Annotated in this window: 22 protein-coding genes; 14 read left to right on the forward strand and 8 right to left on the reverse strand. The window is 66.8% G+C overall.

Translation table 11 applies throughout. The features are described 5' to 3' along the window. Window positions 1–92 precede the first annotated feature (92 nt). From ABIB26_RS03235 to ABIB26_RS03260, 6 genes are all read left to right on the forward strand, one after another. A complete protein-coding gene (locus tag ABIB26_RS03235; protein WP_354239532.1) occupies window positions 93–1,568 on the forward strand; it encodes a GuaB1 family IMP dehydrogenase-related protein in 1,476 nt (491 codons plus the stop codon). Window positions 1,569–1,890: 322 nt separating this feature from the next. Continuing rightward, complete coding sequence (locus ABIB26_RS03240) at window positions 1,891–3,288, forward strand: hemolysin family protein (protein ID WP_354239534.1); 1,398 nt, start codon at window positions 1,891–1,893, stop codon at window positions 3,286–3,288. Beyond that, window positions 3,285–4,346, forward strand: coding sequence for a hemolysin family protein (locus ABIB26_RS03245; RefSeq protein ID WP_354239536.1), 1,062 nt, complete (start codon window positions 3,285–3,287; stop codon window positions 4,344–4,346). Before ABIB26_RS03240 ends, ABIB26_RS03245 begins: the two co-directional genes overlap by 4 nt. Before the next feature lie 104 nt (window positions 4,347–4,450). Beyond that, window positions 4,451–5,407, forward strand: coding sequence for a metal ABC transporter solute-binding protein, Zn/Mn family (locus tag ABIB26_RS03250; protein WP_354239538.1), 957 nt, complete (start codon window positions 4,451–4,453; stop codon window positions 5,405–5,407). 115 nt (window positions 5,408–5,522) lie between these two features. Beyond that, window positions 5,523–6,338: a metal ABC transporter ATP-binding protein gene (locus ABIB26_RS03255; RefSeq protein ID WP_354239540.1), complete on the forward strand. Its 816-nt coding sequence runs from the start codon at window positions 5,523–5,525 to the stop codon at window positions 6,336–6,338. Continuing rightward, complete coding sequence (locus ABIB26_RS03260) at window positions 6,339–7,229, forward strand: metal ABC transporter permease (protein ID WP_354239542.1); 891 nt, start codon at window positions 6,339–6,341, stop codon at window positions 7,227–7,229. Between the two features lie 31 nt (window positions 7,230–7,260). On the opposite strand, the gene ABIB26_RS03265 is transcribed toward ABIB26_RS03260, so the two are convergent. Both ABIB26_RS03265 and ABIB26_RS03270 read right to left on the reverse strand, forming a co-directional pair. Next, window positions 7,261–7,635: a VOC family protein gene (locus ABIB26_RS03265; RefSeq protein ID WP_354239544.1), complete on the reverse strand. Its 375-nt coding sequence runs from the start codon at window positions 7,633–7,635 to the stop codon at window positions 7,261–7,263. Between the two features lie 136 nt (window positions 7,636–7,771). Then, window positions 7,772–8,233, reverse strand: coding sequence for a Fur family transcriptional regulator (locus ABIB26_RS03270; RefSeq protein ID WP_354239546.1), 462 nt, complete (start codon window positions 8,231–8,233; stop codon window positions 7,772–7,774). Window positions 8,234–8,337: 104 nt separating this feature from the next. Between ABIB26_RS03270 and ABIB26_RS03275 the strand changes: the two genes are divergently transcribed. Then, a complete protein-coding gene (locus tag ABIB26_RS03275) occupies window positions 8,338–8,994 on the forward strand; it encodes an MBL fold metallo-hydrolase (RefSeq protein ID WP_354239548.1) in 657 nt (218 codons plus the stop codon). Window positions 8,995–9,021: 27 nt separating this feature from the next. Here ABIB26_RS03275 and ABIB26_RS03280 read toward each other — a convergent pair whose 3' ends face one another. After that, a complete protein-coding gene (locus ABIB26_RS03280) occupies window positions 9,022–10,116 on the reverse strand; it encodes a PLP-dependent cysteine synthase family protein (RefSeq protein WP_354239550.1) in 1,095 nt (364 codons plus the stop codon). A 62-nt stretch (window positions 10,117–10,178) separates the two neighbouring features. Here ABIB26_RS03280 and ABIB26_RS03285 point away from each other — a divergent pair, with 62 nt between their 5' ends. Further along, window positions 10,179–11,066: a sulfurtransferase gene (locus ABIB26_RS03285; protein WP_354239552.1), complete on the forward strand. Its 888-nt coding sequence runs from the start codon at window positions 10,179–10,181 to the stop codon at window positions 11,064–11,066. Window positions 11,067–11,168: 102 nt separating this feature from the next. Here the strand turns inward: ABIB26_RS03285 and ABIB26_RS03290 are convergent, their stop codons facing one another. Together ABIB26_RS03290 and ABIB26_RS03295 are read right to left on the reverse strand one after the other, a co-directional pair. Then, window positions 11,169–12,584 carry a purine-cytosine permease family protein gene (locus ABIB26_RS03290; RefSeq protein ID WP_354239554.1) on the reverse strand — a complete coding sequence of 472 codons (1,416 nt, stop codon included), beginning with the start codon at window positions 12,582–12,584 and terminating at the stop codon, window positions 11,169–11,171. Next, complete coding sequence (locus ABIB26_RS03295) at window positions 12,581–13,756, reverse strand: serine hydrolase domain-containing protein (protein WP_354239556.1); 1,176 nt, start codon at window positions 13,754–13,756, stop codon at window positions 12,581–12,583. The genes ABIB26_RS03290 and ABIB26_RS03295 overlap by 4 nt, the downstream gene beginning before the upstream one ends. A gap of 107 nt (window positions 13,757–13,863) precedes the next feature. Here ABIB26_RS03295 and ABIB26_RS03300 point away from each other — a divergent pair, with 107 nt between their 5' ends. After that, a complete protein-coding gene (locus ABIB26_RS03300) occupies window positions 13,864–14,766 on the forward strand; it encodes a LysR family transcriptional regulator (RefSeq protein WP_354239558.1) in 903 nt (300 codons plus the stop codon). 66 nt (window positions 14,767–14,832) lie between these two features. On the opposite strand, the gene ABIB26_RS03305 is transcribed toward ABIB26_RS03300, so the two are convergent. After that, window positions 14,833–15,441: a TetR/AcrR family transcriptional regulator gene (locus ABIB26_RS03305; RefSeq protein WP_354239560.1), complete on the reverse strand. Its 609-nt coding sequence runs from the start codon at window positions 15,439–15,441 to the stop codon at window positions 14,833–14,835. A gap of 101 nt (window positions 15,442–15,542) precedes the next feature. Here ABIB26_RS03305 and ABIB26_RS03310 point away from each other — a divergent pair, with 101 nt between their 5' ends. The 4 genes from ABIB26_RS03310 (at window position 15,543) to ABIB26_RS03325 (ending at window position 20,374) form a co-directional block, all read left to right on the forward strand. Then, window positions 15,543–16,976, forward strand: a complete 1,434-nt coding sequence (locus tag ABIB26_RS03310; protein ID WP_354239562.1) for an APC family permease — start codon at window positions 15,543–15,545, stop codon at window positions 16,974–16,976. Next, window positions 16,976–18,667 (forward strand): amidohydrolase, encoded by a 1,692-nt coding sequence (locus tag ABIB26_RS03315; RefSeq protein ID WP_354239563.1) that lies wholly within the window; start codon window positions 16,976–16,978, stop codon window positions 18,665–18,667. Before ABIB26_RS03310 ends, ABIB26_RS03315 begins: the two co-directional genes overlap by 1 nt. Before the next feature lie 124 nt (window positions 18,668–18,791). Next, window positions 18,792–19,949: an NAD(P)-dependent alcohol dehydrogenase gene (locus ABIB26_RS03320; protein ID WP_354239565.1), complete on the forward strand. Its 1,158-nt coding sequence runs from the start codon at window positions 18,792–18,794 to the stop codon at window positions 19,947–19,949. Then, a complete protein-coding gene (locus ABIB26_RS03325) occupies window positions 19,946–20,374 on the forward strand; it encodes an HIT family protein (RefSeq protein ID WP_354239567.1) in 429 nt (142 codons plus the stop codon). Before ABIB26_RS03320 ends, ABIB26_RS03325 begins: the two co-directional genes overlap by 4 nt. A gap of 12 nt (window positions 20,375–20,386) precedes the next feature. On the opposite strand, the gene hrpA is transcribed toward ABIB26_RS03325, so the two are convergent. After that, complete coding sequence (gene hrpA / locus ABIB26_RS03330) at window positions 20,387–24,409, reverse strand: ATP-dependent RNA helicase HrpA (protein ID WP_354239569.1); 4,023 nt, start codon at window positions 24,407–24,409, stop codon at window positions 20,387–20,389. Between the two features lie 246 nt (window positions 24,410–24,655). Beyond that, a complete protein-coding gene (locus tag ABIB26_RS03335) occupies window positions 24,656–24,823 on the reverse strand; it encodes a hypothetical protein (protein ID WP_354239571.1) in 168 nt (55 codons plus the stop codon). Between the two features lie 81 nt (window positions 24,824–24,904). Here ABIB26_RS03335 and ABIB26_RS03340 point away from each other — a divergent pair, with 81 nt between their 5' ends. Beyond that, window positions 24,905–25,873 (forward strand): GlxA family transcriptional regulator, encoded by a 969-nt coding sequence (locus ABIB26_RS03340; protein ID WP_354239573.1) that lies wholly within the window; start codon window positions 24,905–24,907, stop codon window positions 25,871–25,873. The last annotated feature ends 416 nt before the right edge of the window (window positions 25,874–26,289 follow it).

Consider the following 26,289-nt stretch of genomic DNA (forward strand, 5'->3'; position numbering starts at 1 on the left):
AGTAGCATCCGGAGCCGCTTCGCAGGCAGGCGAAGGCTCGCCTAGAATCGCAAATAACCCCTAAGTACTGAGAGTGCCTACCAAGGAGCAGCGTGCGATTTCTGACTGAGCCCACCACCGACCTGACGTATTCGGACATCTTCCTGGTGCCCTCCCGTTCCGACGTCACGTCGCGGCTGGACGTGGACCTGGCGGCAGACGACGGAACCGGCTCCACGATTCCCCTGGTGGCCGCGAACATGACGGCAGTCACCGGCAAACGGATGGCGGAGACCATGGCGCGCCGCGGCGGACTCGCCGTCCTGCCGCAGGACGTGCCGCTCGAGGTGATCCGGGACGTCACCGCCTGGATCAAGACCCGTCATCCGGTCCTCGAGACGCCCGTGACGCTCTCGCCCCTGGACACCGTCATCGATGCGCTGCACCTGATGGGCAAGCGGCCGCACGGCGCGGTCATCGTTGTGGACGACGCCGGCGCCGTGGCCGGCGTGATCCGCGCGGCGGACTGCGAGGGCCAGGACCGCTTCGCGTCGCTGGGCTCTGTGGTCCGGCACCAGCCGCTGGTGCTGGACGCGGCGCTGTTCGAAGGCGCGTTCGACGGCGGAAACGGCTCCGCGGCGGAGGCGGCGCTGCGCCGTGCCTTTGCCGCGATGGACGCCGCCGGCACCGACTTCGCCCCCGTCCAGCAGGACGGCGCCCTCGTTGGCGTCCTCACCCGGAAGGGGGCCCTGCGCTCCACCCTGTACCGGCCCTCGCTGGACGATTCGGGCAGGCTCACGGTTGCCGCCGCCGTCGGGATCAACGGAGACGTCGCCGGCCGGGCGGCGGAGCTCCTCGCCGCCGGAGTCAACGTGCTCGTCCTCGACACCGCGCACGGCCACCAGCAGAAAATGTTCGACGCCCTGGCCGCCGTCAAGGGCCTCAATCCCGGCGTTCCGGTGGTGGCGGGCAACGTGGTCACCGCCGACGCGACCCGGCAGCTCATCGAGGCCGGGGCGGACATCGTCAAGGTCGGCGTCGGACCCGGGGCCATGTGCACCACCCGGATGATGACGGCGGTGGGCCGCCCGCAGTTCTCCGCCGTGCTGGAATGTTCCGCCGCCGCCCGCGCGGCCGGCGGCCGGGTCTGGGCCGACGGCGGCGTCCGCTACCCGCGCGACGTCGCCCTGGCCCTGGCGGCCGGGGCCAGCCAGGTCATGATCGGCTCCTGGTTCGCCGGCACGCACGAGAGCCCGGGGGACCTGCAACTGGATGCCGGCGGCAGGCAGTTCAAGGAGAGCTTCGGCATGGCCTCGGCCCGGGCCGTACAGAACCGCAACCAGCGCGAGGGTGCCTTCGAAAAGGACCGCAAGGCCTTGTTCGAGGAGGGCATCTCCACCTCGCGCATGTACGTGGACCCGGCCCGGCCCGGCGTCGAGGACCTGCTCGACATGATCACCGCCGGGCTCCGCAGCTCCATGAGCTACGCCGGCGCGGCAGACCTGGCCGCGTTCCGGGAACGCGCTGTCGCGGGGATCCAGTCCGCTGCAGGCTACGAGGAGGGCCGTCCGGTTCCGCAAAGCTGGTGATGTGACTGCCGGCTGAAGCGGCAGCCGCCGGGCGTCACGTGACGGCCGGCGGCGGCCGCTCCTGTAGACTGAACTTCTTATGGACAGTAAATCTAGGTGCCGGCCTGGGGGCTGTCAGCGGAGAACGGAAACCGTTACCGCGCAGTCCACCCGCAGAGCCGGCAAACCCCGAACACGTGCCCATCATTCTCCGGCCCCACACCCAGCCCCATACCCATCCGGGGCCGGCCAGGAAACAGGGTCGGCCCACGCCGACCATCCTCCGCCGGGCCGATTCCACGAGCACCCACGCTGTGCCGCTGCTCCGGAAGCAGGCCGCTAAATGGAATGGCTCCTTCTGGCAGCAGGCCTGCTGCTCATCCTCGGCACGGGCTTCTTCGTAGCCGTTGAATTCTCCCTGGTCGCCCTCGACCAGTCCACCGTCCAGCGGGCCGTGGACAGCGGCGATACTGCTGCCGCACCGCTGCTCAAATGCCTCAAGTCCCTGTCCACGCAGCTCTCCAGCTGCCAGCTGGGCATCACCATGACCACCCTGCTCACCGGCTACGTTATGGAACCGTCCGTCGGGAAGCTGCTCGAGGGGCCGCTGGCCGCCGTCGGGGTCCCCGAAGCCGCGGCCGTCTCCATCTCGCTGGTGGCCGCTATGGCCGTGGCCACCCTGCTCTCCATGCTGATCGGCGAACTGGTGCCGAAGAACATGGCCATTGCGTTGGCCTTTCCCATGGGCAAGGCCCTCGCCCGGCCCCAGCTGGTTTTCACCGCCATCTTCAAACCCGCCATCGTGGTGCTCAACGGCTTCTCCAACAAGGTCCTCAACGTCTTCGGACTCGAGGCCAAGGAGGAAATCTCCGGCGCCCGCACTCCGGCCGAACTGGCGTCCCTTGTCCGCCGCTCGGCGGCGATGGGAACCCTTGACGCCGGGACCGCCAACTTCATCGCGAGGACGCTCAAGTTTTCGGGCCGGACGGCGGCGGACGTCATGACCCCCCGCATCCGGGTGGAGACGATCGACGCCGAGCAGCCGGTCTCGGAAATCGTAGAGGCCGCCCGGCGCACGGGCTACTCGCGCTTCCCAGTCATCGGGGACTCCTCCGATGACGTCCGCGGCGTGGTGCATATCAAGAAGGCCATCGCCGTTCCCTCGGGCCGGCGCGCCAAGCTGGAGGCGGGCGCCATCATGACCGATGTGCTGCGGGTTCCGGAGACCATCCATCTCGATGCCCTGCTGGCGGAGCTGCGCGAAGGCAACCTGCAACTGGCCGTGGTCCTCGACGAATACGGCGGAACCGCCGGCATCGCCACCCTGGAGGACCTCGTGGAAGAAATCGTCGGGGAAGTCGCCGATGAACATGACAAGGTCCGTCCGGGGCTGCTGCAGAGCGCCTCGGGGGACTGGTACTTCCCGGGACTCCTCCGCCCCGACGAACTCTCCGAACAGATCCCGGGCCTGACCGTGCCCGACGAAGCTGCCTACGAAACGGTGGGAGGCTACGTCATGAGCCAGCTGGGCCGCATCGCGTCAGTGGGGGACGCCGTCGAGGTGGGCGGCGGGACCCTGAGCGTGACCCGCATGGACGGGCGCAGGATCGACCGGATCTGCTTCCAGCCCGCCCGCGCCCACGGCCACGAGCATGGTGAAGACCACGGCGAGGACGTCAGCGAGGACCATGGCGAGGACCATGGCGGGAGCCAGAAGTCCGGCCAGGTCGGTGCCGCATGAGCGACTGGGCAGGCATTCTCTGGCTCGTGGTCCTGCTGGCCGGCAACGCCTTCTTCGTGGCGGCGGAATTTGCGGTCATGTCGGCCCGACGGAGCCAGATCGAGCCGCTGGCGGAGGCCGGGTCCAAGCGCGCACAGACCACCCTGCTGGCGATGGAAAACGTCTCCCTCATGCTTGCCTGCGCCCAGCTGGGCATCACGGTCTGCTCCCTGCTGATCCTGCAGGTCGCGGAACCGGCGATCCACCACCTGATGGCGGTGCCGCTCAAGGCGGTGGGCCTCCCGATGGAAATCGCCGACGTCGTGGCCTTTGCCATCGCGCTGCTGGCCGTCACTTTCCTGCACGTCACCTTCGGCGAAATGGTCCCGAAGAACATCTCGGTTACCGTCGCGGACAAGGCGGCCCTGCTGCTCGCCCCGCCGCTGATGTTCATCGCCCGGGCGGTGAGGCCGGTGATCGTGTCCCTGAACTGGGCCGCGAACCACATCCTCAGGCTCATGCGGATCGAGCCGAAGGACGAGGTCACCTCCTCCTTCACGCTGGAGGAAGTCCAGTCGATCGTGCAGGAATCCACCCGTCATGGCCTGGTGGATGACGACGCCGGGCTGATCACCGGCGCGCTGGAGTTCTCGGAACACACCGCGTCCCGCGTGATGGTCCCACTGGACAAGCTCGTGATGCAGAAGGCAAACACCACGCCGGTGGAGTTCGAGAAGGCAGTGAGCCGGACCGGTTTCTCCCGCTTTCCGATGCTCGATGAGGACGGCATGCTTGCCGGCTACCTGCACATCAAGGACGTGCTGTCCATCCCCGACGCGGCCTATCACCAGCCGATCGCCGAAAGCCGCATCCGTTCCCTGGCGAACCTGGCAATGGACGACGAGATCGAGAAGGCCATGTCCGTCATGCAGCGGACGGGCTCGCACCTCGCCCGTGTGATCGGGCCGGACGGGCACACCCAGGGCGTCCTGTTCCTCGAGGACGTCATCGAGCAGCTCGTCGGCGAGATCCGGGACGCCACCCAGGCCACCGGTTACCGGCGGCTCGGCCAGGACTAGGCAGCGGCGCGGTGTATCCCTAAATGGGAATGATTCCTATTTATGGATACACTCGTGGCTGTTGCTAATGCTCCTGATTCTCAATAACTGATCCGAGGTTCCCCGTGCGTCGTCCTGCTGCCCGTGCCATAGTTGCCGCCCTTGCCGGCCTCAGCGTGATGCTGACGGCCTGCAGCCCGACGGCGGGGAGCGCCCCGGGGACCGCCGGGGAGGGGGTCGTTGAGGTCGTCGCGTCCACGAGTGTGTACGGCGACATCGTCAGCACCATCGGCGGCGACAAGGTGCGCGTCAACTCCGTCATCACCCGCACCAGCCAGGACCCGCACTCCTACGAGGCGACCACCCAGGACAAGCTGGCTGTTTCCAAGGCCGGACTGCTCGTGGAGAACGGCGGCGGCTACGACGATTTCATCCATAAGCTGGCGGACGATACCGGGCTGGACCAGGCCAAGGTGCTGAACGCCGTCGAGCTTTCCGGGCTGGAGGGCAACGACGCCGGCAGCGGAGGCACCGCCAGCGCGGATGGCCACGACCACGCTGGCTTCAACGAGCACGTCTGGTACAGCCTGCCCGCCATGGCACGGCTCGCCGACGCCGTCGCCGCCAAGCTCGGCGAGCTGGAACCGTCCTCTGCCGGGACCTTCCGTACCAACGCGGCCGCCTTCAAGGACTCGCTCGCCGGCCTTGAAGCCAAGCTGGCCACCATCAAGGCTGCGTCGGGCCCGCGGGCGGTCGCCGTCACTGAACCCGTGTCGTTGTATCTGCTGGCGGCGGCCGGACTGGAAAACAAGACCCCCGCCGAGTACATGGCGGCCATTGAGTCCGGTTCGGACGTTCCGCCCGCCGTGCTGAAGTCCGCAGTCGACCTTGTCCGCTCCGGCGGCGTCAGGCTATTGGCCTACAACGTGCAGACCGAGGGGCCGCAGACGGTGGCGCTGAAGGATGCGGCGGCGGCGTCGGGCGTTCCGGTGCTGAACTTCAGTGAGACGCTGCCCGACGGCAAGACGTACCTGGAGTGGATGGCGGACAACGTGGACGCCATCGGCAAGACGCTGTCCTGAGGACAGCCCGGGCCACCATCGCCGTCGGAATGACCGGGCCCCGGAAAGCCGGGGGCCTAAGATTATCGGGACAGCGTGAGTAGAACCAGTCACGCAGAAATCGAGGAAATCCAAGTTGACACCCGTAGTGAGCCTCCGCGGTGCGTCCCTCACGTTTGGTAAACGGACCCTCTGGGAGAACCTGGATCTGGACATCAACCCGGGTGAATTCCTCGCCGTTCTCGGCCCCAATGGGAGCGGCAAAACGACCTTCCTCAAGGTGCTCCTCGGACTGCAGGAGCTCAGCTCCGGAACGGCCATACTCGACGGCCGCCCGGTCGAACGCGGCAGCCGGGGGATCGGCTACATCCCGCAGCAGAAATCCTTTGACCCGGACACCCCGTTGCGTGCCCGGGACCTCGTCGGCCTCGGCGTCGACGGCCACCGTTGGGGAGTGCGGCTCGGAGCGGCCAAAGCGAACCGGACGATTGACCGGCTGCTCCGGCTGGTAGGCGCCGACGAGTATGCCAAGGTTCCGGTGGGCCTGCTCTCGGGCGGCGAACAGCAGCGGCTGCGGGTGGCGCAGGCCCTCGCCACGGATCCGAAGATACTGCTCTGCGATGAGCCCTTGCTGTCGCTGGACCTGCAGCACCAGCACGCCGTCAGCGGCCTGATCAACGACCAGTGCCACGAGCACAACAGCGCCGTGGTGTTTGTGACGCATGAGATCAACCCCATCGTGGACTATGTGGACACGGTGCTCTACCTGGCCGGCGGACGCTTCCGGGTGGGCAGGCCGGAGGACGTGATGACCACCGAGGTCCTGTCCGATCTTTACGGCAGCCATGTCGAAGTGATCCACGCAAATGGCCGGATGGTGGTGGTGGGCGTTCCGGATGCCACCACGCACCACCACGAGGATGCGCACGCGGTGGCCGGGGAGGTGGGCTGAATGGACCTGGACAGCGTGCTTCATTCAATCTTCAACTTCGAGAACTACGGTGAACTGCTCGCGCTGGTCCAGAATTCGATCTGGGCCGGGGCTGTCCTGGGACTGTTGGGCGGCCTGGTCGGGACCTTCGTGATGAAGCGGGACCTGGCGTTCGCGGTACACGGCATCTCCGAGCTCTCCTTTGCCGGTGCGGCCTTCGCCCTGCTGATCGGCATGGACGTCGTGCTCGGTTCCTTGCTGGGGTCGGTGGTGGCGGCCCTGCTGCTGGGCCTGATGGGGGTCCGCGCCCGGGACAAGAATTCGACCATCGGCGTGCTCATGCCCTTCGGCCTGGGCCTGGGCATCCTGTTCCTTTCGCTGTATGAGGGCCGCGCCGCCAACAAGTTCGGCCTGCTCACCGGGCAGATCGTGTCCGTCGGGACCGTCCAGCTGCAGGTGCTGGCCGTCGCCGCCGTCGTCGTGATGCTGGCCCTGATCGCCATCTGGCGGCCGCTGACCTTTGCAAGCGTCGATCCCGACGTCGCCGCGGCCCGGGGCGTGCCGGTCCGGGCCCTCGCCCTCGGATTCATGCTGCTGCTGGGCGTCAGCGTGGCGCTTTCCATCCAGATTGTCGGCGCGCTGCTGGTCCTGGCGCTGCTGATCACGCCTGCCGCTGCCGCCTTGCGGGTGACGTCGTCGCCCCGGCTGGTGGTGCTCCTCAGCGTGGTGTTCGCCGTGACGGCGACGGTGGGCGGCATCATGCTGGCCCTCGGCGGCCGGCTCCCCATCAGCCCCTACGTCACCACGTTGTCGTTCCTGATCTACGTGGTCTGCCGTGCCATCGGCGGCATCCGGGCCAAACGCGGGATGAACGGGCGGGTACTGCGGGGCGAACCGGTCCCGGCGGCCTGAGGCAGTGAACGGGGTCAGGCGCCGAACGGGGTCAGGCGCCGGGAATCGGGTGCATCAGGCAGAAAGGGTGCCCAGCCGGATCAAGCAGGACCCTCCAGCGGTCCGGCGAGGGCTGGACGTCAGCGCGACGGGCGCCGAGCGAAATAACCTGCTGTTCAGCAGCGTCAAGATCCTCAACAGCAAACTCTAGATGGAGCTGCTTGGGTGAAACGTCCCCGGGCCATTCAGGCGGACGGTAGTTCTGCACGCGCTGCAATGTCAGCATCACTCCCGCACCTTTGAGTGCAACGAAATCGTCAGACTCGAAGAACACTTCCGCATCGAGCAGCCGTCGGTAGAAGTCCGCCAGCACGGCGGCGTCTGCACAATCGACGGAAACTGCGGCCAGGCGGGCTATTGCTGTCATGAAATCTCCAATACCGGAAGGGGCAACCACTGCGTGATGGCACCACTCTAGGGCGCCATGACAAGGCATGGTGGGCGGTGCTGGCCAAATCCGGCTCAGCAGGGACTGAGTTGCCGGGCCGCCGGTACGGCCTTGGCTATGTCCCGGACGGCCGGGCGGTGCACTCCGGGCACAGCCCGTAGATCTCCACGGTGTGTTCCACCGCGGTGAAGCCGTGTTCTTTGGCGATCCGCGCGGCCCAGGCTTCCACCGCGGGTGCCTCGACCTCGACGGCCTTCCCGCAATTGCGGCACAGCAGGTGGTGGTGGTGGACGGTGACGGCGCAGCGCCGGTAGACCGCCTCGCCGTCGGCGTTCCGAAGGACGTCTACCAGCCCGTCATCGGCAAGGGACTGCAGGATCCGGTACGAGGTGGCAAGGGAAACCGAGGTGCCCCGCTCCTGCAGGATGCGGTACAGCTCCTGGGTGCTGACGAAGTCCGCCAGTTCGTCCAGGGCGGCGCTGACCGCGAGGCGCTGCTTGGTGACGCGCTGTTCCTTGCCCGCGGCGGGAGCGGGGGCCGGTGTCCGGTTGCCGTCGGTTGTGGCGCCCTGGGACATTGTGGAGCTCGTTTCACTGTCGGTTTCGTTTGGGGTGCTGGCAATGTCCCAGATTACCAGCCGGGGGCGTGGACACCGCGGCGCCCGGTCCCTAGGCTGGCCCGATGAAGCTGACGAAATTCACGCACGCCTGTGTCCGCCTCGAGAAGGACGGCAAGGTGCTGGTGTTCGACCCGGGGACGTTCTCCGAGACGGAGCAGGCGCTGGCCGGTGCGGACGCCGTGCTGATCACGCACGAGCATCCGGACCACGTCGACGTCGACGCCGTCGTTGCCGCCCTGGAGGGCAGGGAATCGCTGCAGCTCTTCGCGCCGGCGGGGGTCGCGGAGGAATTGCGCGGGAAGGCGGACGGTGCTGCGAATCGGATCCATGCCGTGGCCCCCGGCGAGGAGTTTGACGCCGCAGGCTTCGCCATCCGGAGTTTCGGCGGCCAGCACGCGCTGATCCATCCCCTGATTCCGGTGGTGGCGAATGTGGGCTATCTGGTGGATTCCAACGTCTATCACCCGGGGGACTCCTTCGCGATACCCGACGGCGTGGAGGTCCGGACCCTGCTCGTGCCGATCCACGCGCCGTGGAACAAGGTGGGCGAGGTGGTGGACTTCGTGATCGGCGTCCGGGCACCCAAGGCGTTCCCGATCCACGACGCCCTGCTCAACCAGAGCGGGCTGGGCCTGATTGAGGGACAGGTGACGCGGATCGGCGCCAAGTACGGCACCGAATACCGCCACCTCTCCAGCGGGGACACGGTGGAGGTCTGACCCGCACGGAGGGCCCCTTGGGAACGTCTAGGCCGGCCAGGCCCCGGTGGCGAAGAACTCCCGGAGCGTCGCCTCGTACGGTTCGGGGTCCAGTCCCTGGGCCTGAAGCCAGTCCGGGTTGTAATAGTTGCCGGCATAGCGGTCACCGCCGTCGCACATCAAGGACACAACGCTGCCGCGCCGTCCTTCGGCGATCATCTTCGTGATGAGCTGCCACACGCCCCAGAGGTTCGTGCCGGTGGACGGGCCCGCGTGCAGCCCGGCGAACTGCCGAAGGTGGCGCATCGCCGCCACCGAAGCTGCGTCCGGGACCTGGATCATGTGGTCGATCAGCGTGGGGACAAAGCTTGGTTCCATCCGGGGCCGGCCGATGCCCTCGATCCGCGACGGGAGCCCGGCGACGCCGGCTGCACCGGCGCCGCCATCGCGGCCGGCCAGCCACGCGGGATGGAACGCCGAGTTCTCCGGGTCCACCACCGCCAGCTCCGTATCGTGGCGGTGATACCTGAGGTACCGACCGATCGTGGCGCTGGTTCCTCCGGTCCCGGCGCCCACGACAATCCAGCGCGGGATCGGGTGCTCTTCCAGGGCGAGCTGGCCGAAGATCGACTCGGCGATGTTGTTGTTCCCCCGCCAGTCCGTGGCCCGCTCGGCGTAGGTGAACTGGTCCATGTAGTGGCCGTTGCTGCTCCTGGCCAGTTCGGCGGCCGCCTCGTAGACCTCCGACGCGTGATCCACCAGCAGGCAGGACCCGCCGAACTGCTCGATCAGGGCAATCTTTTCCCGGCTGGTGGTCCGGGTCATCACGGCGATGAACGGCAGCCCCAGCAGCTGGGCAAAATACGCTTCCGAGACGGCCGTGCTGCCGCTGGACGCTTCCACGATGGTGGTCCCTTCCGCGATCCAGCCGTTGACCAGGCCGAAAAGGAACAGGGAGCGCGCCAGCCGGTGCTTCAGGCTGCCGGTACGGTGCGTGGACTCGTCCTTGAGGTACAGCTGCACTCCCCAATGTTCCGGCAGCGGGACGGAATAGAGGTGGGTGTCGGCGGAGCGGTTGTTCTCGGCGTTGATTCTGCGGATGGCTTCATCGGCCCAGGCCCGGTGGTTTGTGCGCTCTCTCATCACCGCACCAGCCTACCCGCGGCGGCCGCGCCAACGATGACCAGCACGGATAGAGTTGGCGGATGCAGACCCTCATGGATGTAGCGGAAGTCAAAGACCGGCTGGACGGCGTCCGCGAAACCGGCCGGCGGACCGTGCTGCTGGATGTGCGCTGGGCGCTCGGTGACCCGCACGGCCGGGAGCATTACCTGGCGGAGCACCTCCCCGGCGCCGTCTTCGTGGACCTCGGCACCGAACTGGCCGGCCCCGCGGATCCAAGCCGCGGCCGCCACCCGCTCCCTTCCCTGGAGCGATTCCAGGCATCCGTCCGCTCCTGGGGCATCCGCAGTGGAGATGTCGTCGTTGCCTACGACGACAGCGGCAACATGGCCGCCGCCAGGCTCTGGTGGATGCTCCGGAACGCGGGTTTCGCGGACGTTTACCTGCTCGACGGCGGACTGGCCGCCTGGCGCGCCGCCGGATTCGACGTCGAACGCGGTGACCGCGGTGAACGGCAAGCGGAGACCGGGGACGTCGTCCTGGCCGCCGGTGCCATGCCCGTGATCGACGCGGGGCGGGCGGCCAGCTGGGGCCGGCAGGGCTTGCTGCTCGACGCCCGGGCGGGGGAACGGTACCGCGGGGAAATCGAACCCGTGGACCCGCGCGCAGGCCACATCCCGGGAGCCGTGAGCGCGCCCACCACCGGCAACCTCGGCCCGGACGGCCGGTTCCTGCCGGCCGAAGAGTTGCGCGAGCGCTTTACCGGCCTCGGTGCGCGGCCGGACGTCTCCACCGCGGTCTACTGCGGTTCGGGGGTGACGGCGGCCCACGAAATCGCGGCGCTGGAAATTGCCGGTTTCCCGGCCGCCCTGTACCCGGGCTCCTTCTCCGAATGGTCCAACAATCCCTCGAACGACGTCGTGACCGGCGCTGCGCCCTACGCCGACGGCACCGCCGCGGACTCCGTATAACGGCGGCTGCTGCGTTCCCTGACTTCAAGTGGTGACACGCCTTCGTCGAACCACGCCAGATAGGAGCGTGGATAGCGGTCGGCGTTCGATTGCGAATTCCGGTTACATGTCGGCGTTGGACTCTGCAAGGTCCGCTACGTCAGCCGCTACAGGCGCTTTCACCGTCAGCCACCGCGCGTAGCCGAGGTAGAGCACCGTAGGCAGCAGGAGCCCGACGATCCAGGCGAGGTCTGCTCCGCCGAAGAAGGGGACGAGTGGTCCAACGAACAGGCTGCTGTTGATGAACGGGACTTCGGCGGCCATCGCGAGCACGTAGATGATGATCGCCGGCCAGTTCACGAGCCCGTATACCCCGCGGGGTTTGAACAGCTCAGCAACCTGGTAGCTGCCCTTTCGCACGAAGTAGTAGTCCGTGAGGTTGATCGCCGTCCAGGGCACCAGGAGGTACAGGAGGAACAGCGTGATCTCTTGGACGGTCGCTAGGATGTCGCCATCGGCGGCGAGGGTTATCGCGGTGACGACGATGGTGAAGACGATGGAGAAGACCGTTCGGACCATCGGGGTCGCTCGGCCGTTGCCGCCGGCGGAGACGGCGCTGATGAAAGTGAGGTAGGCGCCGTATACTCCGTATGCGCCCGCGGGCACGGCACTGATCAGCAGCGCAAGCAGGATGACCCCGCCGACGGCGGGCACCAGGCCGCTCAGAAAGCCGATGGAATCGGTTCCCATTGCCTCGGCACTAATCGTGGCACCGACCGCGCCGAGGATCATAACCCAGGAACCGCCGATCACGGAGCCGGCGTAGGTCCACGCGAAGGTCGTGCGCGCCGGAGTGTCAGCCGGAAGGTATCGGGAGTAGTCCGACACGTAGGGGGCCCAGGTGATCTGCCACGAGATGAAGATCGAGACCGCGAGCAGCACTGTGCCGAATGCTGGCGCGGGTCCGGCCGGGAGCTCGTGCGGGAGCAGGGAGAAGAGTGTGACGGTCAGTGCGGCGAAAAGGACCGTCGACACGACGGTGACGATGCGGCTGGTGAGGTGGATCAGCTTGTACCCGGCGATCGCGATGACGGTGGCGATCGCGCCCTGGATGATGACGGAGCTGGAAAAGGGGATGTCCGCCCAGGATGCCAACGCCTGACCGGTGACGACGCCGCCCTCGATAGCGAAGCCGGCGTACATGCACAGGACGATTGCGGCCGGGAGAAGGGATCCGAGGAACCCGAACTGCGCGCGGCTTTGGATCATCTGGGGGACGCCCATCCGCGGCCCCTGCACGGAGTGATAGGCCATGAAGACCCCGCCGACGAGGTTGCCGATGAGGATCGTGATGATTGCCCATGTGAGGTTGAGCCCCACGGTGACGGCCAGTGCGCCGGTGACCAGACCTGTGATCTGCAAGTTACTGGAGAACCAGACGGTGAAGAGGTGCCACGGCTTGCCGTGGCGTTCGTCCAGAGGGACGTAGTCGATGGAGCGTTGTTCGATCGCCGCCGAGCGCGGCTTGTCGGCGCTCACTTGTCCTTCCCTTCCGAGCGATCGCCGGTGCCGCTCCAACCAGCTGAGTTGGACGCGATGGATTGCAGCGCGTTGCGGTGCTCGCTGCCATGGCTGAGAGGGTCTCCCTCACTGGAGAATTTCGCAATGGTGATGCCAGTACTCGGGTCAAGCCAGAGGTACTGGCCGAAGATACCGGCCGCGTAGAAACTGCCATGGCTGCCCCCAGGAACCCACCACTGGTTTCGATACGTGCCTGGCGTGGGATCAGTGTCGTCGGACGTGTCGAAGTCGCCTCCACCGGCCGTTGTGCTAATCCACTCTCGTGGGATAATTTGGCGCCCGTCGATTCGGCCGCCGTCAAGAATGAGCCGTCCGAACCGTGCCAGGTCGCGCAGTCGCATGCTGATTCCGGCGCAAGCATAGGGCGTGCCGTGATTGTCGACCGTGATCACTGCATCATCTTCGGCGCCGAGGTTCTGCCAGAGCTTCGTCTCCAAAAGCCGCGCGTAGGGCATGTGCGCGGCGCGCTCGAGCACCCAAGCGAGCACATCGGTCGTTGCGGAGCAGTATTGAAACGCTGATCCGTGGCCGCCCGAACCCTGAAGCCGTTCAAGGAAAGCCCTCGTTCCGTCGGCGTCGTCATCGCGCCGCGGACGCCACCCCGCGGACCGGTCGCCCGCTTGGACTTCGGCCAATGGATTCGTGTAGGTCATGTCGAAGTCAGGCACTGCGGTCATATCCAGCAATTGGCCGACCGTCGAACCGCCGTACGACCCATTTTCGAGCTCCGGGACGTACATTGATGTCCTGGCGTCGAGGTCGAGCAGACCATCTTCTACAAGAATCCCCGCCAACATCCCACACAGTGACTTGGAGACGGACATGACGATATGGCGCGACTCCCGCGTGTAGTCGCCGAAATACCGCTCGTAAAGGACCTGGTCGCCTCGAAGGACAATGAAGGCATCCGTGTTGGTCATTTCGAGAAACTCAAGCAGCGTCGCCTCCCGTCCAGGCGCGAGGGCGACGGAGGAAAGCTCGGCCTCGTGGGACGAATCTGCGGGCGTCAGGGCGCGGGCAGCGCGATTACCTCTGGCAATAGTAGCCACGGGCACCAGCCGGTGGACCTGGTGCAGCGAAAGACGATTATGTGGCGGCAGCAGCCACGTATCGAGAGAGAGCAAGTCCACAACGACTCCTTTGTCTGGGGTGATGGGTCAATCGTTCCGTGGGGGCAATCATTCTGTCCAATACCTGTTAGCGCCCTGTTTTTATGCCTCTGAGGCATAATGGAAGGATGGAGATCCGCCACCTTCGCTACTTCTTGTCCGTCGTCGAGCACGGCACGGTGACCTCGGCCGCCGAACATCTCCGCGTGGCGCAGCCGGCCATTTCGAGGCAGCTTCAGGCTCTCGAACGGGAGCTGGGTGTTGAATTGTTCGCCCGCAAAGGTCCGCGCCTGTCCCTCACGAATGCCGGAACAGAGATGCTGCATGTCGCATCCGACCTCGTTACCCGAGCGGATCGCGTTGAAATGCTCGCCCGGCAAATAGCCAAAGGGTCCCTGTCCCGGATCTCGATCGCGGCCGCCGACACCACGATTACAGAGATAGTGGCACCGTTCGTCGCGTCCCTCGACGGCGGCGACGCGTTCGTGACGGTCAAACCCGCCGCCCCGGACCGGGTCCACGACGCCGTCCGCGACAACTGCGACCTGGGAATCTCCGCCACACGCCCACCCAGCAACGGCCTGGACTGGCGCACACTGACCAACGTTCCACTACGCGCATACACCTCCCCGACGCACCCCTGGGCAACGCAGCGGCTGGCCACGATTTCCGTCGGCGATCTGCTGCGCGAAGACCTCGTGTTGCCAGTTCAGAACGACCCAACGCGCACCGCACTGGACGACGCGGTCAACGCCGAAGACCTCCGATATGATTCATTCGAGCAGGTGCCGTCGCCACGCCTGGTCCAAGCCCTAGCGGCTTCGGGCCGAGGCGTCGGCGTAGCAACTGACTTACCACGCTTCGGCGCCTACCCTGCCCTCATCACCAGTTCCACAGGCCAACCGGTATGCCTGCAGATCCACGCATGTTGGGATCCTAAGCACTACGCGGCCGCATCCATCAAGGAGTTCGTCTCGCGCCTGGAGGTGTTCGCCGACACCCACGTCAGAGACGCTGCCTGGCGAACCTAAGTTCTGCACCGATTATTGGGTCCCTGCCATCCGCTACAGGCAGTCGGTGGGCGCGCAGGCACCAGCTCATCGGCAGGGCAACGGCCGGCAGCCGATCTGCTCCGCGAAGGCGAGCATGGCCTCGCGTGCCATCTCGACGGTGACCAGTCTGTTCCCGGCCACAATGTGCAGGCTGTAGGCGTCCTCAAGGGCAACCATGTTCATGGTGGCCTGGCCGAGATCGGTGGAGATGGCGAAAGCGCCCGACGCATTGCCCTCTTCAAATATTGCGCGGTAGGTGGCGGTCTGCCGCAGGTACATCTGCTGGACCAGGGTGTCGTGCAGTTCAGATTGTCCGGCCATGAAGTCGAACTCATAGAGGAGCCGCATGAGTGCGTCGTCCGGGCCGCTGGGCAGACCCGCGGAAATGGCTGCCCGAAGTTTTTCTGCGGGCGTTTCGAGTTCTGCCACCACATTGTCGCGGTAGTCGCAGAACCGCTCAGTGCCGGCACGGTGGGCCTCCACAAGGAGGGCATCCAAGTCGTCGAAATAGTAGAGCAAAGCCCCCCTGGTCAGCCCGGCCCTTTTGGCAACATCTGTCAGGGACAGTGAGCGCAGGCCTTGGGTCGAGGCTTCCTTGAGAGCGGCCTCCACAAGTTCGGAGCGGCGCTGTTCCTGGGTATTGGGTCTAGCCATGCTCTTGACACTATCCGATGTGAGCTGCCACACTCCAATGGTTATTTGACGATGGTGTCAAAAAACCAAATGCTTCCATCGCAACCCCGAAATGGACCCTCATGGAACAACTCAGCAGCACCGTCCAACCGCAGCCCGAAACCGCTGGCCGGAGCTATAGCGCCTCCCTGTCCCGCAGCCTCGGCCTGGGCGGCAACATCCTCATCACCTTGTCTTCGATTTCGCCCGCTTCCAGTGTCTTCATCCTCGGCGGCGCCGCCTTGACGGCGTTCGGTACCGGCGTCGTCTGGGGTTTCCTCATCGCGGGCGTCATCAGCATTCTCGTGGCGTTCTGCTATGCCGAACTCGCCTCCGCCTATCCGGTGGCGGGCGGGGACTACTCGCTCGTCTCCCGGGCGCTCGGGCCGGCCTTCGGCGTCGTGACCTTCTTCATCAGCCTGGTTTCCCTGCCCTTGATCGTGGCGGTCTTCGCGCTCGGCGTCGCGGACTACCTGGGCGTAGCAATAGCCGGACTGTCGCCACAGGCAACGGCGCTCGTGGTAGTGGTCCTCACTACCATCACCGCCTGCTTCAACATCCGGGCCAACGCCTGGCTGACGGGTGTCTTCCTTTTCATCGAGATGGCCGCGCTCGTCCTGCTCGCGGTGCTGGGCCTGGTCCACATTGAGCGGCCGCTGGACACGCTCTTTACCCCGCAGGCCCTGGACGCTTCCACTGGATCGCTGGCGCCCCTGGCGATCGCCGGTCTCATGATTGCGGTCACGCAGGGCATCTTCTCCTTTAACGGCTACGGCGGCGCCGTCTACTTCGCGGAGGAAACCAAGAACCCCGCCCGCACCTTGGCGAGGGCGGTCCTGTGGAGTGCGGCCGTCACGATCGCCGCCGAATTGATTCCCCTCCTCGCAATCCTGCTCGGCGCGAGCTCGCAGGAAGAACTGTTCGGTGCAGAGCTGCCGGTGCAGCAGTTCCTGAGTGAACGGGCGGGGGACGCCGTCACCATGCTGGTACTGCTCGCTGTCGCTTTCTCGATCATCAATGCCATCATCGCCATCACCCTGCAGTCCGGCCGTCTGCTGTACGCCGCGGCCCGCGACCACGCCTTGCCCGGGGCCTTGTCCAGGGGACTCCGCCGAGTGAGCGGCAAAGGCCAGGTGCCGGTCGCGGCGACGGCCGTCATGGGTGCTATCGCCTTCCTCGCATGCTTTGCCCCCCTGGACGTTCTGCTGACTGCTACCGGATCCACCCTGACCTTCAGCTACCTCTTCATTGCCTTCGCCGCGATCAACCACCGCCGCGGAAACAAGAACCGCCCCGGCTACCGGATGCCGTGGTGGCCGTTGCCGCCCGCCCTCTGCATCGCGGCCCTCCTCCTGGTTTTCGTCGTCGCCATCATGGACCCGGCGCAGTGGCTGAGCCTGGGAATTTCGCTCGCTTTCGTCGCTGCCGGATTCATCTACTACTACCTGTATCTCCGGCCCCGTTCCGGAACCCATCTACTGCTCCTTGACGCAGTCATTGAAGAGGAGAACAACTGATGCTTGACCTGCTGCTCTGCAACGGAGCCGTCCGGACCTTCGACACGACGGGCTGGGCCGAGGCCGTCGGTATCAGCAACGGGCTCATCAGCTACGTGGGCACGGACCGGGATGCGCCGCCGGCCCGTCGTCGCCTGGACCTGCGCGGCAGGCTCCTGAGCCCCGGCATCATCGACAGCCACAACCACCTGCTCCTGGGTTTCGATCCCGACGCCGTCAGCCTCGAAGGCGCCCACACCCTTGCGGACGTGCGGAACAGGATAGCGGAACACGCCGCCGCCCGGCCCGACCTGGACTGGGTGTGTGCCGAAAACGCCGTGTATTCGGTGGTCGAGGGGCGCCGGCCGAACGCCGGGGACTTGCGCGGCCTGACCGACCGTCCCATCTTCATCACCACCTACGACCAGCACTCGGTATGGCTCAACGACGCCGCGATCCGGGTGCTCGGTATCGAGCGCGGCGCGTCCATACCTTGGGGGCGCCCGGAGCTCGACGACGGCCGGCCCACCGGCTGGGTCACCGACTTCTACACGAGCGCCATGACGACCGCGGGACTGAAAGGCCTGCAACGGGACATTCCGATGTACTCCCCGGACCGCCGCTACCGGCGCATCACCTCAAGCCTGGAGATGGCCGCCGCCAGTGGCATCACCACCGTCGTCGAACCCCAAGTGCCTCTCGCGGAGCTCGATCTCATGTACCGGGCCCGGGCCGAGGGGAAAATGCATTCCCGGGTCATCACCGCGCTGTTCCACCCCGTGGGTGCCGACGCGGCATTCCGCAGGGACCTGCGCGAGGCGGTGGACAGTGCGCCCGCGGACGACATGCTTCGGCTGGGCCCGGTCAAGCTGTACGCCGACGACGTGATCGAACCGCACACTGCTGCCATGCTTGCCGACTACGCCAACCGGCCCGGCCACCGCGGCGCCTCGAGCCTGCCATCCAACGAGTTCAAAGCGATGCTCGGCGAGCTGGACCGGCTGGGCTTCCAAACCCACACCCACGCCACCGGCGACAGGGGAGTGCGGATGGCCCTGGACGCAATCGAACAGGCCCAACGCAGCAACCGCACCACGGACCGCCGGCACGGGATTGTGCACGTCGAGTGCCTGGATGACGCCGATCTACCCCGTTTCGCCCAGCTGGGCGTTGTCCCGGCAATGCAGCCGCGTCACTGTTCCCCGGACCTGGTCGCCGGAACCTGGATGGAGAACGTGGGCGAGGAGCGCTGGGACCGCGCATGGCGGTTCAAGTCCCTCGCCGAATCCGGTGCCCGGTTGGCCTTCTCCAGCGATTGGCAGGTCGGTGAGATGGACCCCCTCGTGGGACTCTACAGCGCCCTCACCCGGGCAGGGCTCGACGGCGGCTCCCGCTGGACGCCGGACGAGCGCCTGGATCTTGACACCGCCCTGTGTGCCTATACCCAAGGCGGGGCCTGGGCCTGGCACGCGGAAAACGACCTCGGCGTCATCCGCGTAGGGGCAAAGGCCGACCTCGTGGTCTGGTCAGCCAACCTGTACGCATTGGAGGCCGAAGAACTGCTCGGAGAACGGGCCGACCTGACGATAGTAGGTGGCGCCGTGGTCCACGACGCCCACCGCGAATACGGCGAAGAACCGCCGGTCCCGGCCTCAGCGGCCCATGCCGGGCACGGCGTGCCCACCGGGTCGCACACGGGCTGCGCGCATTAACGTCAGACTAGTTCGCAAGTTAGGTCCAGTACGCGGATCTGAGGGCGTCTGAGGATAGTCACCGTGGCATCCGGCGGCCGCTCGGGATTGGCCATGTTCCGGCGCGCGGGGGTAGCGTCGAGACATGACTCCTGGACGCCCCGTACCGCCGCCCCTTGCCCAGCCGCTCCCCACTCTCGACACGCCGTCCGAAGCCACTGACGCGCCCCGCCTCGCCGCCGCGTACGGCGCCACCGCCAGCGACAGCGGACTCGTCCCCTTGACTGTTGCCCGGCGCGCGCCGAAGGAGGACGACGTCGAGATCGCCATCGAGTTCTGCGGGCTGTGCCACTCGGACGTCCACGCCACCCGCGGCGAATGGGGTGCCCAGAACTACCCGCTCGTGCCTGGCCACGAAATCGTGGGCCGGGTCGCCCGGGTGGGCTCCGCCGTCGACGACTTCACCCCCGGAGAGCGCGTGGGCGTCGGCTGCATGGTCGATTCCTGCCGCGAATGCGACAGCTGCCTGGACGGCCTGGAGCAATACTGCGAGAACGGCATGGTGGGGACCTACGGCGCGAAGGACCGCCGCAACGGGGACACCGTCACCCAGGGCGGTTACGCCAGCTCCATCGTGGTGGACCGCCGCTACGTGCTGCGGGTCCCGGAAAGCCTCGACCCCGCCGCCGCGGCGCCGCTGCTCTGCGCCGGCGTCACCACCTTCTCCCCGCTGCGGCACTTCGACGTCGAGGAGGGCGACGTCGTCGGCGTCATCGGCCTGGGCGGCCTGGGCCACATGGCCGTCAAGCTCGCCAAAGCCATGGGCGCCGAAGTGAAGGTGTTCACCACCTCGGAGTCCAAATTCGCCGCGGCCCGTGAACTCGGTGCCGACGACGTGATCCTCTCCCGCGACGAAGCCGCCATGGCCGCAGCGGACCGGAGCATCGACGTCATCATCGACACCGTCGCCGCGCCGCACGACCTCAACCCGTATTTCCGCACCCTGCGCCTGGACGGGGCCCTGTTCCAGCTCGGACTCCCCTCGGGAGCCATGCCTCCCGTCAATCCCGGGGCCCTGATCCGGCGCCGGATCGCGTACGCCGGCTCGCTCATCGGCGGCATCGCCGAGACCCAGGAGATGCTGGACTTCTGCGCCGAACACGGCGTGGTGTCCGAGGTTGAAGTGGTTAGGGCGGACCAGCTCAACGAGGCCTATGACCGCATGGTGGCCGGCGACGTGAAGTACCGTTTTGTCCTGGACGCCAGCACCCTGGGGTCACCTTCGGAAAAGGCGGATGTATGAGCACTCTCTTCACCAGGATCATCAACGGCGAGATCCCCGGCCGCTTCGTCTGGCGCGAGGACGATGTGGTGGCGTTCCTGACGGCGGGCCCGCTCGCCGACGGCCATACGCTCGTGGTACCCACCGAGGAAGTGGACCGCTGGACGGACGCTTCCCCGGAACTGCTGGGGCGGGTCATGGAGGTGGCCCGGAAGATCGGTGCCGTCCAGGTGGACATCTTTGATGCGGCCCGGGCCGGGCTGATCGTGGCCGGCTACGAAATCAACCACCTGCACGTGCATGTCTGGCCGTCCACCTCGATGGCTGATTTCGACTTCGGCTCGGCGGACCAGCACCCCGAACCCGCAAAACTGGATGCCAACGCGGAGAAGCTCCGCGACGGACTCCGGAAAGCAGGCTTCGCGGAGCACGTCCCGGAGGCCTGAGCCAGGCCCTCATCAGGCCGGCGCCAGCACCTTGTTAAGCACCGCCCGGATCCGCTTTTCGGAGACCGAATACGCCGTTCCGAGTTCGACGGCGAACAGGCTCACCCTGAGCTCCTCGATCATCCAGCGCACCTGGGTTAACTCGGCCCCGGCCCGGCGGCCGGGCAGCAGTGCCGACACGGCGTCGTCGTAGTCGTCCTCCAAGGCCTGGACCGCCGTCATGTGCTGCGCATCCCGCTGGACATTAGTGGGGAGCTTCTCGAGGCGCTTCTCAATCGCAGCGAGGTACCGCGGCAACTGGCTCAGCTGGGCGTAGCCCGTGCGTGCCACAAAGCCGGGGAACACCAGCTGCTCCAGCTGGCTCTTGATGTCATTGAGGGCGCTGATCAGGGCCAGGCTCGTGGTGCCCTTGAGCTGCTTCTCAATCCGCCGGGTGCTCGCCAGGATGCGTTCGACGACGGCGGTGACAGTGAAGACGGTGTCGATCAGCTCGGCCCGGACCTTCTCGTACAGGGCCTTGAACGAGGCCTCGTCCCAGGGCAGCTCGGCGGGGGTGAGCTTGTCGACGGCGGCAAGCGCGCAGTCCGCGATCAACGCCGTCACGGAACCGTGCGGGTTCTGGCTGAAGGTCAGCTTCTCTGTGTTGTTCAGATGCTCCAGGACGTAGCGGTCCGGCGGCGGCACCCTGAGCGCGAGCAGGCGGATGACGCCGCCGCGCATGGCCTGTTCCTGTTCGGAACTGGTCTGGAAGAGCCGCTGGGCCACGGAACGGCCTTCGTCCACGAGCGCCGGGTAGCCGGTGACGGTGTGGCCCTTCACGGTGCCCTGGACCTGGCGCTGCACCGTTCCGAAGGTCCACTCGGTGAGGCCCGACGTCTCAGTGAAGCCGGTGGACGTGACGTCAGCCGAGGAGCCCGCGTCCGTGGCGGGGGCGGCGCGCATCCCGGCACCCTGCCCGGCCGCCTTCCCGCCGGCCCTGCCACCTGATTTCGGCGCCGTCGTGCCCGGCGTGGCGCCCAGGGATTCGGCGATCGCCCGGCGGGTGGCCGGTGCCAGCTGTTCCTGCAGGGCAACAAGGTCCTTGCCCTCGTCCAGTACCTTGCCCTGCGGGTCCACCACGCGGAAGCTGACCCGCAGGTGCGGCGGCACGGCGTCCCAGTTCCAGGACTTCGGCGGGATGACCTGCCCGCGGATCCGGCGCAGCACCAGTTCCAGCGAGGCCTCCAGCTCGTCCGTGGCCGGATCGAAATCGGCTTCCAGAGCCGCGACGGCCTGTCGTGCGACGTCGGGTGCCGGCACGAAGTTCTTGCGTACCTGCTTGGGCAATGACTTGATCAGGGCCGTGACCAGCTCCACCCGCTGGCCCGGAATGAGCCAGCGGAAGGCGGCGTCGTCGAGCTGGTTGAGGAAGAGCACGGGGATCTCGGCGGTGACGCCGTCGGACGGATCCGGCGGCGAACCGGGGGCCACGGGGTGGAACTCATAACTCAGCGGCAGCTCGAAGCCCTTGTGCAGCAGGGTCTTCGGGTAGGCGGAATCGTCGAGGGCATCGGCGTCCTCGCTGATGAGCAGCGCCTGGTCGAAGTCGAGCAGCGTGGCGTCCTGCTGCCGCGCTTCCTTCCACCACTTGTCGAAGTGCCGTTCGGAGACCACCTCCTTGCCGATCCGGGCGTCGTAGAACTCGAACAGGGTCTCGTCGTCCACCAGGATGTCCCGGCGCCGCATGCGGGCCTCGAGTTCCTCCACCTCGTGGAGCAGGGCCCGGTTGCGGTGGAAGAATTTGTGGTGGGTCTGCCAGTCGCCTTCGACGAGGGCGTGCCGGATGAAGAGCTCGCGGCTGAGCTCCGGATCCACCTTTCCGTAGTTGATGCGCCGGCTCGGGATGATCGGCACGCCGTACAGCGTGACCTTCTCGTGGGCCATCACCGAGCCCATCTTCTTGGACCAGTGCGGTTCGCTGTAGCTGCGCTTGACCAGGTCCGGCGCCACCTGCTCTGCCCACAGAGGATCAAACTTCGCGACCACCCGGGCCCACAGCCTGCTCGTCTCCACGAGTTCGGCAGCCATGACGAAGGTCGGGTTCTTCTTGAACAGCGCCGATCCGGGGAAGATCGCGAAGCGGCTGCCCCGGGCGCCGGCGTACTCGCGCTTGCGTTCGTCGAGGATGCCGATGTGGCTCAGGAGGCCCGAGAGCATGCTGATGTGGATGCTCTCGTGGTTGCCCACCGGATCGGCCAGCCGCTTGTTGTCCAGGCTGATGCCGAGCGGCCGGGCGAGCTGGCGCAGCTGGGCGAACAGGTCCTGCCATTCCCGGACGCGGAGGTAGTTGATGAACTCGTTGCGGCAAAGCCGGCGGAACGCGGTGGAGGAGAGCTCCTGCTGCTTCTCCTGGAGGTAGTTCCAGAGGTTCAGGAAGCCGGTGAAGTCGGAGTTCTCGTCCCGGAAGCGTGCATGCTTTTCCGCGGCGAGCTGCTGCTTGCCTGAGCCGTCCCCCTGGGGGCGTTCCCTCGGGTCCTGGATCGTCAGCGCCGCCGCCAGGATCATGACCTCGCGGACGCAGCCGCGCTTGCCGGACTCCACGATCATCCGGCCCAGCCTCGGGTCCACCGGCAGCTGGGCAAGCTGCTGCCCGACGGCGGTCAGCCCGCCGCCGTTTCTTCCGCCAGCAGCGCCGCCGTGCCTCCCGCCGTCGTCGGCCGCGTCCTGGGCACGCGCCGCGCTCAGGGCGCCGAGTTCACGCAGCAGGGTGACGCCGTCGTTGATGGCGCGCGAATCCGGCGGTTCCACGAACGGGAAGTTTTCCACGTCCTTGGGTCCGCGGGCCACGCCCATGGCGGTCATCTGCAGGATAACGGCGGCGAGGTTGGTGCGCAGGATCTCGGGGTCGGTGAACGGCGGCCGGGACTCGAAGTCGTCTTCCGAGTAGAGCCGGATGGCGATGCCGTCGGACACGCGGCCGCAGCGGCCGGAGCGCTGGTTGGCCGAGGCCTGGGAGACCCGCTCGATCGGCAGGCGCTGGACCTTGGTGCGGTGCGAGTAGCGCGAGATGCGGGCGGTGCCGGTGTCGATGACGTATTTGATGCCCGGGACGGTGAGCGAGGTTTCGGCGACGTTGGTGGCCAGCACGATCCGGCGCTTGCTGCCGGGGTGGAAGACCTTGTGCTGTTCCTGCAGGCTCAGCCGCGCAAAAAGGGGCAGTATCTCCGCACCGGCCAGCCGGCGGTTCGTCTGGATCCGTGCGTTGAGCGCCTCGGCGGCGTCGCGGATCTCCCGTTCGCCGGAGAAGAAGATGAGGACGTCGCCGGGGGCTTCCAGCGCCAGTTCGTCGACGGCGTCGCACACCGCGTCCAGCGGGTCGCGGTCCTCCTCGAGCTCGTCGTCGGAGGCGGGGACTGCCTCATCGCCGGCCGCGGAGCCGCCAGGCGGCTGGGAGAGCGGCCGGTAGCGGATCTCGACGGGGTAGGTGCGTCCGGTGACCTCGAGGATCGGCGACGGTTCCTCCTCGCTGCCGAAGTGCCTGGCGAACCGCTGCGGATCGATGGTGGCGGAGGTGATGATGATCTTCAGGTCCGGACGCTGCGGCAGGATCCGCTTGAGGTAGCCCAGGATGAAGTCGATGTTGAGGCTGCGCTCGTGGGCTTCATCGATGATGATGGCGTTGTACTTGCGCAGCAGCTTGTCGCGCCGGATCTCGGCCAGCAGGATGCCGTCCGTCATCAGCTTGATCTTGGTGTTGCGGCTGACCTCGCCGGTAAAGCGCACCTGGAAGCCGACTTCCTGGCCGATCTCGACGCCGAGTTCCTCGGCAATGCGTTCGGCCACGGTGCGCGCCGCAAGCCGCCGCGGCTGGGTGTGGCCGATCAGGCCGTCCTCGCCGAGGCCGAGCTCCAGGCACATCTTGGGGATCTGCGTGGTCTTACCGGAACCGGTCTCGCCGGCGATGATGGTCACCTGGTTGGCCGCGATGGCGGCCATCAGGTCCTCGCGGCGCTCGGAAACCGGCAGCTCGGCGGGGTAGGAAATATGCAGTGTCATGGCTGGAGACAGTCTACTGGGCTTGCTACCGGGGTTGCCGCCCGGGACGGCTCCTGCGCGGGATGGCTCCCGCCCGGCGGGCCTGCTCCTTCGCGGGACGGCTCCCGCCCGGCGGGCCTGCTGCCCACTGCCCCTCCTGCCGCTGCCACTCCTGCCCCTGCCGGGAACGTGACGTTGCCCGGTCCCTGGGGGCCGGGCAACTGTTGGGTGTGTGGTTGGGGTGGAGCTTTTTCAGGGACCCGGACCTCAGAAGATCCGTAGTATGTAGCTGGTGCTGGGGAGGTCCAGGGCGGACCAGGCGTCCTCCGAGCGGACGGGCGGGGTGTGGCCCCGGCCGTCGTTGCGCAGGACCGAGGCAGTGGCTGCAAGGCCGACGATGATCAGGATGATGACGGCAATTCCGATGAGTTCCATACCTCCATGGTTCTCCGGCCGCGGGACCAAAAGAAGTGGCAGAAATGCCCAAAAAGCTATAATTTCTGCCACAATGGAAGCATGATCAAATCAGTGGCAATGATAGTGGTCCCCAACTTCTCGGTCTTCGAGTTCGGCACCGCGTTCGAGGTCTTCGGCATCGACCGTTCAGCGCGCGGAAACGGTGTTCCTGCCTTCGATTTCCGGGTTTGCACCCCGGAGCCGGGCGATGTCCCGATGAAGTCCGGGCTGTCGCTGCACGTCGGGCTCGGGCTGGAAGCGGCCGCCGACGCCGACCTCGTTATCATGGGTCCCTACGGCCGGGACGAGGACCTTCCCGAATCCGTCCTGGACACGCTGCGGGCGGCGCACGCCCGGGGTGCGTGGGTGATGTCCATCTGCTCCGGTGCTTTTGCCCTGGCCCGGGCGGGCCTGCTGGACGGCCGGCGCTGCACGACGCACTGGCACTATTCCCGGGAACTCGCCAGCCGGTATCCCGCCGCGCTGGTGGACGAAAACGTCCTCTACGTCGAGGACGGCCGGATCATCACGAGCGCCGGCACGGCCGCGGGCATCGACGCCTGCCTGCATCTGATCCGGGTCGAATTCGGGGCCAACGTGGCGGCGGGTATCGCCCGCGACATGGTGGTTCCGCCGCACCGCGACGGCGGCCAGGCCCAGTTCATCGACCGGCCGATCCCGGCCTGCGGCTCCGAACCGATGGAGGAACTGCTGCAGTGGATGGTGCGCCACCTGGAGGAGGAGCATTCCGTCAATGAACTTGCGGCCCGGGTCCACATGTCGCCCCGCACATTTGCCCGGCGCTTCCGTTCCGAGACCGGTGCGACCCCCGCAGCCTGGCTCAACTCGCAGCGGGTACTGCGAGCCCAGGAACTGCTCGAGACCACGGAACTCAATATCGACGAGGTCGCACGGGAAGCCGGGTTCGGCCACTCGGTGCTGCTGCGCCACCATTTCACCAAGGTGCTGGACACGAGTCCGCAGTCGTACCGGCGTACCTTCCGGGGCCACCTGGCCGCAGCGGTCTAGGCAAGCGGTTTAGCTGAGCGGTCCAGGCGTGCCGTCTAGATGAGCGGTCCAGTAGGCATTTTCGTTAGTTGGCCGGGGGTTCAGGTCCCGGCGGTGGGGTGGCCGGGCTCCAGGACATGCCCCGCGCCGGGGCCGGCCGATGGACATATTCCGATCATGCCCTGTCCCGGGCGCGAAAAATGGGCATGTCCTCCCGGAGAGCAGCCGATCCCCGCAGCGGAGCCACCCGCACAGGCCCCCGGGATACGGACATGCCCCGCGCCGGGGCCGGCGGATGGACATATTCCGATCATGCCCGGTCCCGGGCTCGAAAAATGGGCATGTCTTTCCGGGCCCGAAGAGGTCCTGGCCTCTGAACCCCCGACGAATTAACGAAAATGACCATTAGCGGAGCGGTCCCGGCAAGCCTTCCGACG

The organism is Arthrobacter sp. UYEF20 (genome assembly GCF_040546335.1).
Lineage (GTDB): Bacteria > Actinomycetota > Actinomycetes > Actinomycetales > Micrococcaceae > Arthrobacter.